Annotated in this window: 10 protein-coding genes; 6 read left to right on the forward strand and 4 right to left on the reverse strand. The window is 56.1% G+C overall.

All coding sequences use genetic code 11. The annotated features are described in order from the left end of the window. The 3 genes from BF99_RS0106430 to betC all read left to right on the forward strand — a co-directional run. Positions 1-715, forward strand: a 715-nt coding sequence (locus tag BF99_RS0106430; RefSeq protein ID WP_051482806.1) for a chromate transporter, incomplete at its 5' end; no start/stop codon positions are given. Between the two features lie 83 nt (positions 716-798). After that, positions 799-1,938, forward strand: a complete 1,140-nt coding sequence (locus BF99_RS0106435) for a PA0069 family radical SAM protein (RefSeq protein WP_038097569.1) — start codon at positions 799-801, stop codon at positions 1,936-1,938. Between the two features lie 242 nt (positions 1,939-2,180). Continuing rightward, on the forward strand, positions 2,181-3,686 hold the full coding sequence (gene betC, locus BF99_RS0106445; protein ID WP_025770225.1) for a choline-sulfatase: 1,506 nt from the start codon (positions 2,181-2,183) through the stop codon (positions 3,684-3,686). Between the two features lie 285 nt (positions 3,687-3,971). Here betC and BF99_RS0106455 read toward each other — a convergent pair whose 3' ends face one another. From BF99_RS0106455 to thrS, 3 genes are all read right to left on the reverse strand, one after another. Then, positions 3,972-4,730 (reverse strand): DUF3750 domain-containing protein, encoded by a 759-nt coding sequence (locus BF99_RS0106455; protein ID WP_025770227.1) that lies wholly within the window; start codon positions 4,728-4,730, stop codon positions 3,972-3,974. 126 nt (positions 4,731-4,856) lie between these two features. Then, complete coding sequence (locus BF99_RS0106460; protein ID WP_025770228.1) at positions 4,857-7,481, reverse strand: heavy metal translocating P-type ATPase; 2,625 nt, start codon at positions 7,479-7,481, stop codon at positions 4,857-4,859. A 48-nt stretch (positions 7,482-7,529) separates the two neighbouring features. Then, positions 7,530-9,452, reverse strand: coding sequence for a threonine--tRNA ligase (gene thrS, locus BF99_RS0106465; RefSeq protein ID WP_025770229.1), 1,923 nt, complete (start codon positions 9,450-9,452; stop codon positions 7,530-7,532). A 1,098-nt stretch (positions 9,453-10,550) separates the two neighbouring features. Here thrS and BF99_RS0106490 point away from each other — a divergent pair. Next, complete coding sequence (locus BF99_RS0106490; RefSeq protein WP_025770232.1) at positions 10,551-11,675, forward strand: dimethylsulfoniopropionate demethylase; 1,125 nt, start codon at positions 10,551-10,553, stop codon at positions 11,673-11,675. Between the two features lie 22 nt (positions 11,676-11,697). Here BF99_RS0106490 and BF99_RS0106495 read toward each other — a convergent pair whose 3' ends face one another. Next, entirely contained in the window at positions 11,698-11,880 is a 183-nt protein-coding gene (locus BF99_RS0106495; RefSeq protein ID WP_025770233.1) for a hypothetical protein, read from the reverse strand. A 50-nt stretch (positions 11,881-11,930) separates the two neighbouring features. Between BF99_RS0106495 and BF99_RS21875 the strand changes: the two genes are divergently transcribed. Next, positions 11,931-12,695: an SDR family NAD(P)-dependent oxidoreductase gene (locus tag BF99_RS21875; RefSeq protein WP_025770234.1), complete on the forward strand. Its 765-nt coding sequence runs from the start codon at positions 11,931-11,933 to the stop codon at positions 12,693-12,695. Positions 12,696-12,785: 90 nt separating this feature from the next. Then, complete coding sequence (locus BF99_RS0106505; protein WP_025770235.1) at positions 12,786-16,079, forward strand: helicase-related protein; 3,294 nt, start codon at positions 12,786-12,788, stop codon at positions 16,077-16,079. Positions 16,080-17,073: the final 994 nt, after the last annotated feature.

The following is a 17,073-nucleotide window of genomic DNA, read 5'->3' on the forward strand; positions in this document are numbered from 1 at the left end:
CATGTCGAGCCCGCCTGCACCTTTTGCGCCCTCATCACCCGCCCCGAGCCTCGCTCGCAGCGCATTGGGCGTTCCCGGCTCATCGCCCTCGATGCGAGGCGCTTACTCGTGGCTTGTCCTGTTCGCCCTTCCACTCATCGCCTTGCCGATCTTGGCCTCCCGTTTCGCCAATCCGGAGATCGAACTTGCGGATGCTCTCTATCGCACCGGATCGCTCGTCTTCGGGGGCGGTCATGTGGTATTGCCTTTATTGCAATCGGAGGTGGTGGCCACCGGCAAGGTGGATCACGATACCTTCCTTGCAGGCTATGGCTTGGTGCAGGCGCTCCCGGGTCCGCTTTTTTCCTTCGCCGCCTTCCTCGGGGCCAGCGTCGATGGTCTGGAGGGGCGCCCCGTCGGCGCCCTGATCGCCTTGGTCGCGATCTTCGCTCCCTCTTTTTCGCTGCTCTTCGGGGTACTGCCGTCTTGGGAGCGGCTGCGGGAAAAGCGCAAGGTTCGCGCGGCCTTGGCCGGGGTGAACGCCGCCGTGGTCGGGCTGCTTCTTGCCGTTCTTTGCAATCCGATCATCATCGAGAGCGTTGGCGATCCGATGGATGGCTTGGGCGTCCTTTTGGCCTTCGCCCTGTTATATTGGCGACGCTGGCCGCCGTGGTCGGTGGTCGGTCTTTTCGCTTCGGGAGGCGCGCTGCTTTCCCTGATGCCCGTCGGCATATAGTCGGCGTCTTTCGAAGGCCCGAAGCCTTCTCCCGACAAGCCCTCGAGCGAGAGGGCTTTCTTCGATAGCGAATGGTCTTGATCATGCAATCTCGCCACGGACCCATCGCCCGCAAGGGCCGAGGAGCGCTCAGCAATGCCGCGGGGCGTTTCGAGCGCTACACGCGAGAGGATTTCGATGACGGGTGGAGCGAACCGTCGCCGAGCGATCCGATCGACGGTGCGAATGACGGTGCGAATCACGAGCCGAGCGAGGATCCGAGCGAACCCCCGCGGTTGCGCACCACCTTGACCCCGGATACGAGTCGCACCGTCATCTCATGGAATCGTTCCCCCGATCTTCCCTTCGATCGCTCGATCAACCCCTATCGCGGATGCGAGCATGGCTGCATCTACTGCTATGCCCGTCCGAGTCATGCGTGGCTCGGGTTTTCCCCGGGGGTCGATTTCGAAAGCCGTCTCGTATTCAAACCGGACGCCGCCTCGACGTTGCGCGCCGAGCTCGCCAAGCCCGGCTATCGATGCGCCCCGATCGCGCTCGGCACCAATACCGATCCCTACCAGCCGGTCGAGCGCGAACTCGGCATCACCCGCTCGATCCTCGAAGTCCTTGCCGAATGCGGCCATCCATTGACCATCGTCACCAAATCCTCGGGGGTGGAGCGCGATAGAGATCTGCTGGCCGAGATGGCCAAGGCCGGGCGCTGCATGGTCGCTTTGAGCATCACCACCTTGGATCGTTCGCTCGCCCGAAGGATGGAGCCCCGGGCATCCTCGCCCCATCGTCGCATGGAGACGGTGCGTCATCTAAGCGATGCGGGGATCCCGGTCGGGGTCTTCGCCGCGCCGATGATCCCCTTCATCAACGATGCCGAACTCGAGGAGATCTTGGAGCGAGGCCGCGCCGCGGGGGCGATCGGCGCAAGTTATACGATGCTGCGTCTGCCGATGGAAATCGCGGATCTCTTTCGCGAATGGCTGGCCGAGCACTATCCGGATCGGGCGCAACGGGTCATGGAGCGGGTGCGCGATACCCGGGGCGGAAAGGATTACGATTCGACATTCTTCGATCGGATGCGAGGCAGCGGACCGGTGGCGGAGTTGCTCGCGCGCCGCTTCAAGTTGGCGGTCAAGCGTTTGGGCTTCCCCGGATTCCCCGTTCTGGATCGATCCGGATTCGTGCCGCCTCGCCCGCCCGACGATCAACTGAGCCTGTTTTGTTGATAACCATTGACAAGACGATGGAAGCGGGAATCGCGCATCGATTTCGCCCATCGATGCGAAAGGATCCCAAGTGCAAAACCGAGCCGAGGAGCGCCTTCGCCTCTCGGCGGCGATCGACGAGGGCTCGCCGTCTCCAAGAATCGAATATCGGTGGATCTCGCTTTCCGATATCGATCGACTCTTGTCGAACGACCCTCGCCAATCGCTAATCGACCTCTTATGAGAATCAAAGGAGAATCATGATGAGAGCGCCGAATATTCTGATATTGATGGTGGATCAGCTCAGCGGGACATTCTTCCCCGATGGCCCGGCGCCGTGGCTGCATTGTCCGAATATACGGGCGCTGGCCGATCGCTCGGTGCGCTTTGCCAATGCCTATACCGCCAGCCCCCTTTGCGCACCGTCTCGGGCCTCGTTCATGACCGGGATGCTGCCTTCGAAGAATCGGGTCTATGACAACGCCGCGGAGTTCGCCTGCGAAATTCCGACCTTCGCGCATCGCCTTCGGCGGGCGGGATATCACACCTGTCTGGCGGGCAAGATGCACTTCGTCGGCGCCGAGCAGTTGCATGGATTCGAGGAGCGATTGACCCCCGATATCTATCCGGTGGATTTCGGTTGGACGCCGGATTATCGAAATCCGGGCGAACGGGTCGATGGCTGGTATCACAATCTGGGATCCGTGGGGCAAGCCGGGGTGGCGCAGATCACCACTCAGCTCGAATACGATGACGAGGTCTCGTGGAAAGCGCAGCGAAAACTCTATGATTTGGCCCGGGATCGAGATGCCTCCCCGTGGTGCTTGACGGTCAGCTTCACCCACCCCCACGATCCCTATGTCGCGCGCCCGGAATTTTGGGATCTCTACGCCGACGGCCAATATCCGATGCCCCAGGTCAAGGCCATCGACTATCAGGATCAGGATGCGCATTCGAAGCGACTCCTCGATGCCGTCGATTGGCGCTCGTACACCGTCGACGAGGAGATGGTGGCCCGCGCCCGCCGCGCCTACTTCGCCAATATCTCCTATTTGGACGAGAACATCGGAACGATTCTGCGAATACTGCGCGACACCGGGCAGGAGGCGAATATCGTCTTCGTTGCGGATCACGGCGATATGCTCGGCGAGCGGGGATTGTGGTTCAAGATGTCGTTTTACGAGGGATCCGCTCGGGTGCCGTTGATGATCGCCGCTTCGGATTTTTCACCGAGATGCATATCGACCCCGGTTTCGATGGTCGATATCCCCTTGACCTTGAGCGATCTTGCGGGGATATCGAAAGACGAATCGGTATCCGGAGTGGTCGGCGAAAGCCTGCTGCCGCTGATCGAGGGCGGCGAGCGCACGACTCCGGTGCTGATGGAATATGCCGCCGAGGGCTCGTATGCCCCGATGGTCGGCATTCGAAAAGATCGTTGGAAATACAACCGATGCTCGCTCGACCCCGATCAACTCTTCGATCTGGAGTCCGATCCTTGCGAGATGGACAATCTGGCCAAGGGCGATTCGCCTCCACCGGAACTTGCACATTTCCAAGCGATGGCGAAGGAATATTGGGATTTGGATCGTTTCGATCGGGAGGTGCGCGAAAGCCAGCGCCGACGGCATATCGTCTACGAAGCGCTAAGGAAGGGTAAATACCATCCTTGGATCTATCGCTCGTCGGACGATGGTTCCGGGCGCTTCGTCGACAGTCATCTCGATCTCAATGCCTTGGAAGAGGAGCGGCGCTTCCCGAGGGCGTGATTCGGAACGCATCGACGATATCGATCCTTCGAATGGAGCGGCATCCGAATAGAGCGGGATCGAAAAAAAGGCATCGCAAAATCCGCACCGAGTCGAGCGACGGGCTCGGTGCGGATTCGCGCGGTCGTCGGCGGCGCACGGTACGCTTTCACCGCTGGACTTCGGGCGGGTCGAAGATCGATCAGAAGGCTCGACGGCTCGACAAGAGGGCATCGATGCCCCCATGCTTCGAAGCGTCATCGAATCCCTATCGAATCCCTACCGAACTCCCATCCGACTTCGAACTCAAACCCCGCTCGCTCCCGATCCGATCCTGCCGATCCCCGGCAGTTTGATCGCAGGCCGGATCGGATCGATGCCGAAAACCAGCCCCAAGATATTGATCTCCAAACCCTCCTCGATTCCCGCAATCCCCCCGAAGAGGCCGAAAAGAGAGAATTGCCAGCCCCTTCCGCCCGGGGGGCGGGCGAGCAATTTCCCCTCACCCAAATAATCCTTGCCGATGGCGGTCGATGGGAGCTCGAGATCGAGCCCGCGCGTTCGACGCACGACGAAGGCGGTGAAGGTATTGCTATTGGGTCCGGGCCATGTTCGATAGTCATGGTCCCAAGGGTAATCGTCGACGGCTTGGATGATATCGGGGATGGCCTTAGCGGCCCGCTCCCCGCGCAACTCATGGAGCATGATCGGCGGTTGTCCGAACCATTTTCTATCCGGCAGATCCGGTCCGGAAACGACGACGCTTCGACCGTATCGCCCTCGCCAGCCGATCACATGATGGACGTCATAATGCAAGGCCCCTTCCGGCTTGGTGGCGATCCATGTATGCACCGCCAAGAGCCCTCGCCAGTTGAAGACCCGCGCCGCCCATACCTGCACGATCGCATCGTTCGTCTCGCTCGGATCGGGGACGATGCCTGCGCTCGATCGATCCGCATTGCGCCAATCCTGCCCCAGTCGCACCGAGCTGCAAGAGGCGCTCAGCAAAGGCCCCAGCAAAATGATGCAAAACAGGGAAAGCGTTCGTCCGATGCCCTTCCTCATCGTGGTTGAATCCTCATCGAATCCCGCGTCGAATGCCGCTTGAGTCCGTCAAGACGCCGAGCCCGATCCCGAGTGTTTTGCATGAACCATCGCCTCTCCTCCCACCTGAAAGCCTCTTGCCCTTTTTCAAAGCCTCGCTCGGCGCAGGCGCAGGGCGTTGGCGATCACCGAAAGGGAGCTTGCGCTCATGGCGATGCTTGCGATCATCGGTGAAAGCAGCAATCCGAAGAAGGGATAAAGCGCCCCGGCCGCGATCGGAATGCCGACGGCATTGTAGGCAAAGGCGAAGAAAAGATTCTGTCGGATATGGCGCATGGTGAGTTCTGAGAGCGTATGGGCCTTGACAATCCCGCGAAGATTGCCCCGAATCAATGTGATATCCGCGCTCTTGATGGCGATATCCGCCCCGCTGCCCATCGCGATACCGACATCGGCGCGGGCCAAAGCGGGAGCGTCGTTGATGCCGTCTCCGGCCATGGCCACGAAACGCCCGCCCTCTTGTAAATCGCGGATCGCATCGTGCTTTTGCTGCGGGTCGAGCCCGGCATGCACGACCTGCGGACTCAAACCGAGTTGGGCGGCGACCGCAAGCGCGGTGGTTTCATGATCCCCGCTTAGCATCAGGATATGAAGTCCGGCTTCTTCCAAAGCCCGAAGGCTCTGCGCCGCATCGGGCTTGATCGGATCCGCAACCGTCGCCAGCCCCGTCAATTTCCCGTCGACGGCGACCCAAAGGGCGGTTTCGCCGCGCGCTCGCAAGGCGTCGGCGCGGGCCTTCGCCTCATCGATGATCTCGATTTGCGCCTCTTTCATCATCGCCTCGTTTCCCACCTCGACGCGATGGCCGTCGACCTCGCCTTGCACGCCCCGGCCGGTGACGCTCTTGAAGCGGCTCAAATCCCCGACGGGAGCGGTTGCGAAGCGGTCGGCATCGGTCGCATCGGCGACATCGGCGGCGACATCGCCGGAGATATCACTTCCTTTACGTTTTTCTCCCCCCGCTTTTTCTTCGATCTTGCGAACACCTCGTTCGATGGCCCCGGCGAGCGGATGTTCGCTCGCCCCCTCGACCCGAGCCGCCAAAGCGAGCCACCGCTCCTTGGGCATCTCGCCCAAGGAGAGGGTGGTGCACAGCTCCGGCCGCCCCTCGGTCAAGGTGCCGGTCTTGTCGATGACCAAGGTATCGACCCCTTCCATGCGCTGCAAGGCCTCGGCGTTGCGCACTAGCACCCCATCGTTCGCTCCTCGCCCGATACCCGCCATCACGCACACCGGCGTTGCCAGCCCCAAGGCGCAAGGGCAGGCGATGATGAGCACCGAAACCATCGCCACCAAGGCATTGGCGAGGGTCGGGGGCGGACCGAACGATGCCCAAAGGATCGCCGCCGCCAACGCCACGGCACCCACGACGGGAACGAAAACGCCCGCAACCCGATCCGCCGTCGCCTGAATCGGCGCGCGAGAGCGCCCGGCAAGGGCGACCAAGGTCGCGATGCGCGCCACCAGAGTCTGCGAGCCCACCTTGAGCGCTCGCATCGTGAACCCGCCGGCCAAGTTGACGGTGCCTCCGGTGACGGCATCGCCCGAGGTGCGTTCCACCGGTATCGGCTCGCCGGTGATCATCGATTCGTCGATGCGGCTTTCGCCTTCGAGCACGATACCGTCCGTCGGCACCCGCTCGCCGGGGCGCACCCGCAATCGATCCCCGATGCGCACCCGATCCAAGTCCACCTCGTGCTCCTCGTCGTTATCGTCGATTCTTCTCGCCGTCGGCGGGGAGAGATCGAGTAGACCCCGCAGGGCGTGCGAGGTTCGCACCCTTGCTTTGAGTTCGAGCATTTGGCCCAAGATGGTCAAGGTGATGATCACCGCCGCGGCTTCGAAATAGAGGATGGGGGAGCCGTGGCTTTTGAAGGCATCCGGCATCAGATGAGGGAAGAGCAAGGCGATCATGCTGGCAAGCCAAGCGCTGCCGGTGCCCACGGCGATCAGGGTGAACATATTCAAGCGCCGGCGGATGATCGACCTGGCCCCGCGCACCAAAAAAGGCAGCCCGCATCCCAATACCACCACGCTCGCGGGGATGGCTTGGAGCCAGCCGAACCAAAATGAGCCGAGCAGGGGACGGGCATCCAGATTGGGGATCATCTCGCTCATCGAGAGATAAAAGACCGGTAGGGTCAATATCACCGCCGCGATCAATCGGCGCTTGAGGTCGACGAGCTCGGGATGAACGGCTTCGGTGGCAAGGGAGATCTGCGGTTCCAACGCCATACCGCATTCGGGACAGATCGAGGGCTCTTCGCTGCGTACCTCGGGATGGCAGGGACAAATGTATGCGACCTGCCCGCCCATCGAATCCAAGGCGGGATCCGGGGCCATCGAGGAGCCGGCTTGTTCTTTTACGGCGCCGCTACCGAATCGCTCGGGGTTTTCCTCGAATCTCTGCCGACACTTATCCGCGCAGAACCAATACCTCGCTCCGGCGTGGACCACGGTCTCCCCCGGCCGCATCCGATCCACTTGCGCATGGCAAACGGGGTCGATCTCGCTTGCATAAAGAGATGGATCGGCGATGAATCGTTCCTTGCATCGGGATGCGCAAAATCCTATCACCCGGCCTTCATGGATATGGGTCCAAGAGGCGGTGGCGGGATCCGCCTTCATACCGCAGACCGGATCGTGCGTTGCCGAAGGCGTATTCGCATCCGATCCCGCCGATGCTTTCGAAAGACCTTCGCTCTGCGCCATTTTTTTCTACCGATTCGCTCAAGGACGCGCCACCATCGGCGCAAGATCTCAAGGGTTCACGCGGCCGACGACCTCGGCGGCCAGAAGATCCACCGCCTCGTCGAGAGTGAGAACGCGCTGCTCCTTGCTACCCAATCGCCGCATCGATACCGTGCCCATATCGGCCTCTTGTTTGCCCAAGGCGAGGATCACCGGTGCCTTGGCCTTCGAATGCTCGCGAACTTTGTAGGAGATCTTCTCGTTGCGAAGATCGATCTCGGCGAGCAAGCCGCGGGCGCGGAAGGATGCCTGAACCTCCCTCGCCCAATCGTCGGCGGCGGAGGTGATGGTGCAGATCACCGCATGCTTGGGGGAGAGCCAAAGCGGAAGATGTCCGGCAAAATGCTCGATGAGGATCCCGGTGAAGCGTTCGATCGAGCCCAGCATCGCCCGATGCAACATCACCGGAGTGTGACGGGCTCCGTCCTCGCCGACATACGAGGCCCCCAAGCGCTGCGGCAGATTGAAATCCACCTGCACGGTGCCGCATTGCCAATCGCGCCCGATGGCGTCTCGCAGCACGAATTCGAGTTTCGGCCCGTAGAAGGCGCCCTCCCCGGGGTTGTGGGTATAGCGAAGGCCGGTGGAGTCGATGGCGATGCGCAGCGCTTGCTCCGCCTTGTCCCAGATATCGTCCGTCCCGACTCTTAGCGGAGGGCGGTCCGCGAACTTGATGCGCACATCCTCGAAACCGCAATCACGATAGACCGAGAGGATGAGGTCGCACATCGCGGTCGCCTCTTGCGTGATTTGCTCGTCGGTGCAAAAGACATGGGCGTCGTCTTGGGTGAAGGCGCGCACGCGCATCAGCCCGTGCAACGCCCCCGAGGGCTCGTAGCGGTGCACCTTGCCGAATTCGGCGATGCGAAGGGGAAGGCTGCGATGGCTCTTGACCGGGCCGTTCTTGAAAATCTGCACATGCCCCGGGCAGTTCATCGGCTTCAAAGCGAAAAGCCGTCCGTCCTCGGTCTGCGAGGTGAACATATTCTCCCGAAAGGCCTCCCAGTGCCCGGATGCCTCCCATAGGCTGCGATCCATGATCTGCGGGGTATCCACCTCGACGTAGCCCGCTTCCTCCTGGCGTTCGCGAATATGACGGATCAGCCGCTGAAACAGGCGCTGGCCGCCGGGATGCCAAAAAACCGCACCCGGGGATTCCTCTTGGAAGTGGTAGAGATCCATCTCCACCCCGAGTCGACGATGGTCGCGCCGCTGGGCTTCTTCGAGCATGTGAAGGTAGGCTTTGAGTTCCTTTTCGCTGGGCCAAGCGGTGCCGTAGATGCGCTGCAGCATCTCGTTGTCGGAATTGCCGCGCCAGTAGGCTCCCGAAATGCGCAGCAGTTTGAAGGCCTTGCCGAGCTTGCCGGTCGATGGCAGGTGGGGGCCGCGGCAAAGATCGATCCAATCCCCTTGGCGGTAGAGAGAAACGACCTCGCCTTGGGGGATGCTGTCGATGATCTCGGCTTTGTATTCCTCCCCCCAGTCGCGAAAGAAGCGAATCGCCTCGTCTCGATCCCACTCCTCGCGGACGATGGTCTCGTTGCGATCGACGATCTCGCGCATGCGGGTCTCGATGCGCTCCAAATCCTCCGGCGTGAAGGGTTGCTCCCGCGCGAAATCATAATAAAAGCCGTTTTCGATCGCCGGGCCGATGGTTACTTGGGTTTCCGGATAGAGCTCCTTGACCGCCTCGGCGAGAACATGGGCGGCATCATGGCGCAAGAGCTCGAGCGCGTCTTCGCTTTCGCGGGTGATGATGGCGACATTCGCATCTTGTTCGATAACACCGGCGAGATCGCGCAAGTCGCCGTCCACTTGGATGGCAAGGGCGGCTTTTGCGAGCCCGGAGCCGATATCGGCGGCGATTTCAGTGCCGCTCACCGGGGCGTCGAATTGACGGACCGAGCCGTCGGGCAGCGTGATTCGGGGCATGGTGCGTTATTCCATCGATGGATGGGCGAATAAAAGAGGGATTCGGGTGGCCGGATAGGGCACCGGATCTTCGAGGCGAGCGATCGTCGATGCCTTTTTCAAGATCCTCGATGAGGCTATTCCTTTTTCAAGGCAGGCTGGATCTCGATGCGATCGCAAGATAGCCAGCCAACGATCCCTTGATATCGTTGCCGGCGCCTCCAAGCCAAGGCATATCGAAATGCCGATCATGCGATTGTAATACCCTAAAAGCCGGGCAAGCCGGTGATTTTTCGAAGAGCCGTCGATCATCGAAGCCGAAAAAGGCCTTTTGCCAAACCCTGTCGCTTGGGTGAATCCTTGAATGAAACGCAAACCCGAAAGCCGAAGCCAAGCGCATCGGGGCCTTTTTAGTGCCCGTACGAAGGCAATCATGTAAAGAGTGATCGCTCACTTATGGAATGATCGACGATCATTGCCGCCGCTTCGAGCGTTCTTCGAATCCTCGTACGCAATATGGGTCCGCAAGGAGCCGAAGCCAATGGCAATTGGATCCTGTCAATATCGATAAAGTGAAAAACAAAGAAAGTGATCGCTCACTTTCAAAATCGTTTTCCGATCCACCCCGCCAATATTCTTGATATCCGCTTTGCCTCGCTTCGCTTTGATAAGAATGCGGATGAAAAGACCGCTCGGGATCGCCTCGGGAACCAAGCGCACGATCTTCATCGGATGCGTAGGTAAAATCGGGCGCAAGCAATATCCAAGAATCTCTCACACTCGAATCGATCATCCCAAACGAATCGAGGCGCTTGCGAGATTCACTCATCGGTGCAACTGACCATGCCGGTGCGAAACCCTCCTTGGCAGCGGGAGCCGGTATCAAACATCGCCAAGCCCCCGAAGGCGCCCAAGACTAAGAAGCGATAGAGGCTTGCCTGAGGAAAGCGGCAAGAGGGCTCATAATAGGCTTCGTGTGCGCCGATCCCGAAGGATAGCCCCCATCATCGAGCGTCGATGGTGTGGCGCGCATCGGCAAAGATCCCCTTCGCCGGCAGTCGATTCCGTCGTTGCATCGGCTTGCCCCTTCTCACCCAACGCCTCTTCGAAAAAAACACCATGCCCGATCCCATCGCACTTTCATTGACCCCGAGATTGCGCTCCACCCCCTTCACATCGCGGGTGCGAGCGGCGGGGATCAAGCATTTCACCGTCTATAACCACATGCTTTTGCCGACATATCTTCATTCGCTGGAAGAGGATTACCGCCATTTATGTCAAAGCGTGCAGTTATGGGATGTATCGGCGCAACGCCAAGTGGAAATTCGCGGCCCCGACGCCTTGTCTTTGGTCGAGCTGATGACTCCGCGCGATATCTCCCGCTGCGCCGTCGGACAATGTAAATACGCCCCCTTGGTGGATAGCGACGGCGGTATCGTCAACGATCCCGTCATCCTTCGCCTCGCAGCGGACCATTTTTGGATTTCGGTAGCGGATTCCGATGTGTTGCTGTGGGCGAGGGGACTGGCGGCGGGGGGCAAGATGGATGTCGAGGTGGAAGAACCGGATGTATCGCCCTTGGCTTTGCAAGGCCCGGTGGCGGATACGGTGGCCGAAGCCCTCTTCGGATCTTGGGTTCGCTCCTTGCGCTTTTTCCGCTTTCGCGACACTGAAATCGATGGCATCCCCGTGGTTTTGGCCCGTTCGGGTTGGGGCGGGCAGGGGGGCTTCGAGATCTACCTTCGAAACAGTGAGAAAGGCGAAGCGCTGTGGGATCGAATCTGGTCGGCGGGCGAGGTGCACGGGATTCGTGCCGGGGCTCCGAATCTGATCGATCGAATCGAAACCCGCCTGCTTTCCTACGGTAGCGACATGACGCGCCAAGACGATCCCTTCGAAGCCGGTTTGGAAGCCTATTGCGATCTCGACAAGCCTGCGGCCTATCTTGCGCGGCAAACACTCGATTCTCGTCGCAATCGCCCCCCGGCAAGGCGCTTGGAGCGTTTGGTGATCGATGGCGATCCGATCGAGCCCAACACCGACCGCCGCCCCCTTTTCGCCCCCGATCACGCCCCGGCGGGCTTCGTTTCGAGCGCGGTCCACTCCCCTCGACTTGGCCGCAACATCGCTCTGGCGATGCTCGCAACCGAGCATCGAGATAAAAAACTCCAAGTACGCCTTGCAAACGGAACGATGCGCCCGGCGATGATGGCGAACGAACACTGGGAGCCAGCCTCGATCTGATACCCCATACTCAGGTGCCCTATCATCGATCCACCCGAAGCCCACGCCGCACCTTGCAATAACCCTTGCCCTTCGTGGAGGGATTTTCGAATGGAGGCTCTTCCTGCAAGGACTCTCGCCCCCGAGCCTCCCCGAAAAAAGTCTTCGCTAAAATACGATGACGAGATGGACAGGCCATCCACTCGTCGGCGGCCGCACCTTTCATGAGCGCCGATATCCTTATCGTTCGTCAACCCTCTTCGAGGAGAGCATCCCATGACATCGGATCGCCCGGTCGTGATCATCACCGGCGCCTCGCGCGGAATCGGCGCGGCATGTGCCCGGGCCCTTTCACCCAAGGCGAATCTGGTGCTTGCAGCGCGTAGCGATTTGGTTCTTGAATCCACGGCAAACGAGTGTTCGGCCCAAGGAGCGCAAGTAAAAACCGTGGTCGGAGACGTCGCCCGCAACGAAACCGCCTGCGCCCTCGCAGACCGAGCGCAAGAAGCCTTCGGTCGGATCGATGCGGTGATCGCCAACGCCGGCATCCTCACCCCTTTCGGTTCCCTCGAATCTTGCGATGCCCAAGCCATCGAATATGCATTGGCCGTCAATATCGTCGGCCCGACATTATTGGCAAGAGCCACACTACCGGCACTTCGGGCCTCCAAAGGACGCTTGATCAACGTATCGAGCGGAGCGGGAAACGGGGTGATTCGAGGCTGGGCGACCTACTGCGCCGCCAAAGCCGCATTGAACCACCTCACCCGAGTCATCGCCGCCGATGTCCCGGAAGTCACCGCCATCGCCTTTTCCCCGGGAATGACCGACACCGACATGCAAGCCCAGATCCGAGACCAAGGAGATAAAGGCATGCCATCGGAAGAACTTTCGTTCTTCCAACGCACCTACGCCGAGGGCGGATTACGAGACGCCGACGAAGTCGGAAAAGGACTCGCGGCCCTCGCCCTGTTCGCAAAGAAAGAATGGTCCGGAGAATATATCGATATCGCCGATCCCCGAATAGCGGCCTTGGGCTGACGGCAGCATCTCGGCGATTTTGATTGCAAAGACGGCAAGACCAAGTCGAGAAATCGATCCGAAAAACAAATCGATAAGGAGATATTTTCGATGAGTAGCAAATTTTTTACCAACAAGGATACCGGCACGGTTCTCGATAAATTCAAAGGTGTCTTCGAGCATGCAAGCATTCAAGAATTCGATGTTTTGGTCGGATACTTCCGATCAACAGGCTATTTCAGATTGCGCCCTTCTTTAGAGAAAGTCAATCAGATTCGAATCTTAGTTGGAATCAATATGGATAAAGTCATTCAAGACTATAAAAAACAAGGCCTGATACCTGTCATTGGTGCCAATAAGGACGAGGCAAAGAATATGTATAAAATCGATCTTGCCAATGAAATCAACCAAGTGGACTATGGACAAGAACCAGAAGAGAGCATTCGTCAATTCATCGAAGATATCGGCTCCGGAAAAGTGCAGCTAAGAGTACATACCAGTCGTAAATTGCATGCCAAAATATATATCTTTCGTCCACAAAATTTTAATGAGCATAGCAGCGGTGAAGTCATTACCGGCTCATCCAATTTGACTGAACCGGGATTAGGCGTCAGAGAGATAAGTTCCAATTACGAATTCAATGTTTCCTTGAGAGATTATGACGATATCAAATTCGCCACCGAGGAGTTCGAAAGTCTTTGGGAACAAGGTGTCGAGATTTTGCCGGATGATATCGATCAAGCGAAGAATAAAACTTTCCTTCGAGAAGATATCACGCCTTATGATCTCTACATCAAATTTCTGATCGAGCATTTTGGCGAAAGAATTGAGTTCGATCCTAAAAATGCCATGGATCTGCCGAAAGGATACAAGAAACTCAATTACCAGTTGGACGCGGTTGAGCAAGGACTCGGTATCATTAATAAGCATAACGGGGTGTTTCTTGCTGACGTTGTGGGGCTAGGAAAAACTGTCATTGCCATTTTGCTGGCAAGGCGAATCTCTTTTCAAGAAGCATCAAGTGTGGCATTTAAGACATTGATTATCTCGCCGCCAGCTATAAAACAGAACTGGGAAGAAACTGTAGACGATCTTTCTTTTCCTTCACATAAGATCATTTCCAGTGGAAGCCTTCATAAAGTGAGTAATCCTGAGCAATACGATCTTATCATCATCGACGAATCGCATAAGTTTCGCAATAAGAATTCTGACTCTTATGATTATATGCAGCGTATCTGTAAGACACTGACAAAATCAGGCCGTCAAAAGAAAGTGATTTTGCTTTCAGCTACTCCGCTGAATAATAAACCTGAAGACATTCTCAATCAGGTTCTGCTGTTTCAAGATGGAAACAAGAGCACACTTGAATGTGGAAGTCTGAATAGATTCTTTGCTTCGATCAATAAGGAGTATGCAAATCTAATGAAACGATCATCATCGTCCGATAAAGATGAAATTACTCCTATTTATGAAAAAATCCGTAAGTGCGTAATCGAACCGATTACAGTTCGCCGAACTCGACAAGATCTTCAAGATAACGAGTTTTATTCGAAAGATTTGAAGCGACAGGGTATTTTATTTCCGAAATCCAACCCACCTATAAACCTGCTATATCAACTTCCGGATAATCTAAATACACTTTACGACGAAACACTTATTCGAATTGCAGGGCATGGAGAAAATGAAGGCAAAAGACTTCACTATGCACGTCATCGAATGATTCAATTTTTGCGAGATGAATTCAAAAAAAGATACAATCGCGCAGATTTCATATCCGAAATGTTGACAGGAATTATGAAAACGCTGATGGTCAAGAGATTGGATAGTAGTATCAGTGCAATATATCAGACATTAAAACGATTTTTGAAATCATCCGAAGAACTATTGAAGATGCGGGACAATGATAGAATTTACTTGGCTTCTTCTAGAAAGATTTCCGAGTATATTGAAAGCGAGAGTGAAGATGAGCTTGATGTAATATTTACCGATAAAAATGAAAATTATTTTCAACGCAAGGATTTTGAACCCAACTATTGGAAACTGGTAGAGCGAGATCATGAGATACTGATTGATTTGGTGGGCAGATGGAAGCAAGTTATCGATAGCGAAGTCGATCCAAAGTCAGATCGACTGGTTGATGTCATGAATAAAGAATTATTTGATAAAGCCAAGAATCCGGAACAAAAGCTGGTTATTTTTTCTGAATCAATGGATACGACCGATGATCTTGAATCTCGGCTAGAAAAAAATGGTTTTAATAAAATACTGAAAGTCAACTCATCGACAAGGGAGAAACTCAAAGACAAGATCAAAGAAAATTTCGATGCCAATATATCTCGTAAGGAGCAGCGATCCGATTACAACATTATCATTACGACTGAAGTTTTGTCCGAGGGGATCAATCTTCATCGCGCCAATATTATCTTGAATTACGACACCCCTTGGAATTCTACCAAGCTGATGCAACGCATCGGTAGAATCAATCGAATTGGAAGCAAAGCAGGTGAGATTTTCATCTACAATTTTCTACCCACTGAGAAAGTTGAGGAAGATATTAATCTGAAACGTAGGGCTAGAATGAAACTGGAAGCATTTCACACAGCGTTAGGCGAGGATTCGCAAATATTCCTCCCTGATGAAAAAGTGGGTAGTTTTGGATTGTTCGAAAAAGATATCATGGCAGATGATGAAACGTCAGAGGAATTAGGATATCTTCAGGTGGTCAGGAATTTTAGGGAAAATCATCCAGAAGACTTCAGGCGAGTGAAGCAGATGCCGACAAAAATTCGAGGATGTGTGAGTAATACTCGATATCAAGGAGGCACTTTTGTATTTCTGCGCGATGAATCGTGTGAGTATTTTTCAATAGTAATGTCGGATAAGGAGGGATTGAAATCGTCAAGGTTGACCTTCGTAGAGAGTGCGAAAATACTGGAATGCAAACCTGAAACCAAGACGATGCCGCTGCATGACAAGCATTATCAACACGTTCAAGAGGCTCTTCGATGCTTCGAAAAGGAAGTGCAAGGATCTATTGCCAACGCGTATCGGTCTCCGAAATTGAATCCACAGCAGCAACGAGCGACTGAGTATTTGAAAAGTCTGATGAAAAGCATAAAAGATCTAAATGAAAATGAAAAAATAAAATTAAGACAAGCGGTTGAATCGATCAAACTCGATCGTATTCAAAGTCTAAAGCAGGAAGTAAACAAATTGAGAACGAAATCGAAAAAAATGTCGATCTTAAATGAACGACAACTTGATTCAGTCTTGAATCTCTTGGGGGAATATCCCCTTGATATGCTATCTGACGTGGATGATAGTGCGATGTATGAATCAATGCCTTCGAAGAACACCAACCCCGGCGTAGTTATTGCCCAGTCATATTGCCTTCGCCCTAGATAAGCGCATTAGAGTTATTGAGACAACTCCGCGCTTAGGCCACTTGAGGCCCGAACGCAGTTCGCTAAGAGATGGTCGATGGCCACGAAGATGGCGGTCAATCTTACCGGTACTCGAAAGCGGTTGTCGTCATGTCGGTGCCCCACATCTCATCGATTGATCGGCGGGAATGATGGTTCCGTCGTGAGCACGCAGCTCACGAGCCGGTCCCCGACAGGATTTGGCGATCAAGCCGTTCTCTCGCATCAGTCGCAAGACCCGCACCGGCGATGTACGAATACCGTTGTATCGCAGACGCGCGTGCATCTTCCCGGCAAGGCTTGCCTTGAATGTTTGGATATTCATTGTAGACCCCCGAAGAGTGAGCCTCTCCACCCGGCAAGGCGGAGGGGCTGAAAGAGAGCCCTCCTCGGAGCGAGGAGAGAGGGAGATGGTGGAGAGATGATAATAGGGGAGGAGGGGGAGTACTAGGGCTCCTCCGTCAGTCAGGAAGGGCTCTCGCCCCTCGGATAGGCAAGGAAGGGTGTTATCCCTCCGGTTGCCTTCGGGGCATTCATGTCGGCTCTCTGGAGAAGGACGATCTTGCATATCGGAGGAGGGGGATTGCCTGATCGCTTGACCTCGTAGAGATCGAATCTCGAAACGAGGCGAGAAAGCCCTCCGCCTTTCAAGAGGCGGAAGGTTGGATCTCCGAAGTCCTCGGGAGCGAAAGCCTGATAGAACTCTTCGCCCTCCGGTTTGGCAATCAGGAGTCCTTCGATATTCCTATGATTCGTATAGAGGCTGAAAGGGTAAGCCTCCCCGATTCGGTACTTTTATATGTCGATAATCATCTTCACATCCTCTTGCTGAAAGCCCCTATCGGGGCGGAGATGCCTCCTCCGAAGAAGGGGCGGGTTTCGGGTCGCGGGGCTTTTAGCCTCTCCTGAAAGAGCCCCGCTTGCGGAACCCTTCGCCATAGAACGGGCTGTCCTTGATGACCTGTTCGATGGCTTCG

Source organism: Thioalkalivibrio sp. HK1 (assembly GCA_000583135.1).
Taxonomy (GTDB): Bacteria; Pseudomonadota; Gammaproteobacteria; order HK1; family HK1; genus HK1.

Bases quoted from the DNA above. Each gene is read 5' to 3' on its own strand.
- betC (WP_025770225.1), top strand. From the start codon at position 2,181: ATGAGAGCGCCGAATATTCTGATATTGATGGTGGATCAGCTCAGCGGG.
- BF99_RS0106435 (WP_038097569.1), top strand. From the start codon at position 799: ATGCAATCTCGCCACGGACCCATCGCCCGCAAGGGCCGAGGAGCGCTC.
- thrS (WP_025770229.1), bottom strand. From the start codon at position 9,452: ATGCCCCGAATCACGCTGCCCGACGGCTCGGTCCGTCAATTCGACGCC.
- BF99_RS0106455 (WP_025770227.1), bottom strand. From the start codon at position 4,730: ATGAGGAAGGGCATCGGACGAACGCTTTCCCTGTTTTGCATCATTTTG.
- BF99_RS0106505 (WP_025770235.1), top strand. From the start codon at position 12,786: ATGAGTAGCAAATTTTTTACCAACAAGGATACCGGCACGGTTCTCGAT.
- BF99_RS21875 (WP_025770234.1), top strand. From the start codon at position 11,931: ATGACATCGGATCGCCCGGTCGTGATCATCACCGGCGCCTCGCGCGGA.
- BF99_RS0106495 (WP_025770233.1), bottom strand. From the start codon at position 11,880: ATGAAAGGTGCGGCCGCCGACGAGTGGATGGCCTGTCCATCTCGTCAT.
- BF99_RS0106460 (WP_025770228.1), bottom strand. From the start codon at position 7,481: ATGGCGCAGAGCGAAGGTCTTTCGAAAGCATCGGCGGGATCGGATGCG.
- BF99_RS0106490 (WP_025770232.1), top strand. From the start codon at position 10,551: ATGCCCGATCCCATCGCACTTTCATTGACCCCGAGATTGCGCTCCACC.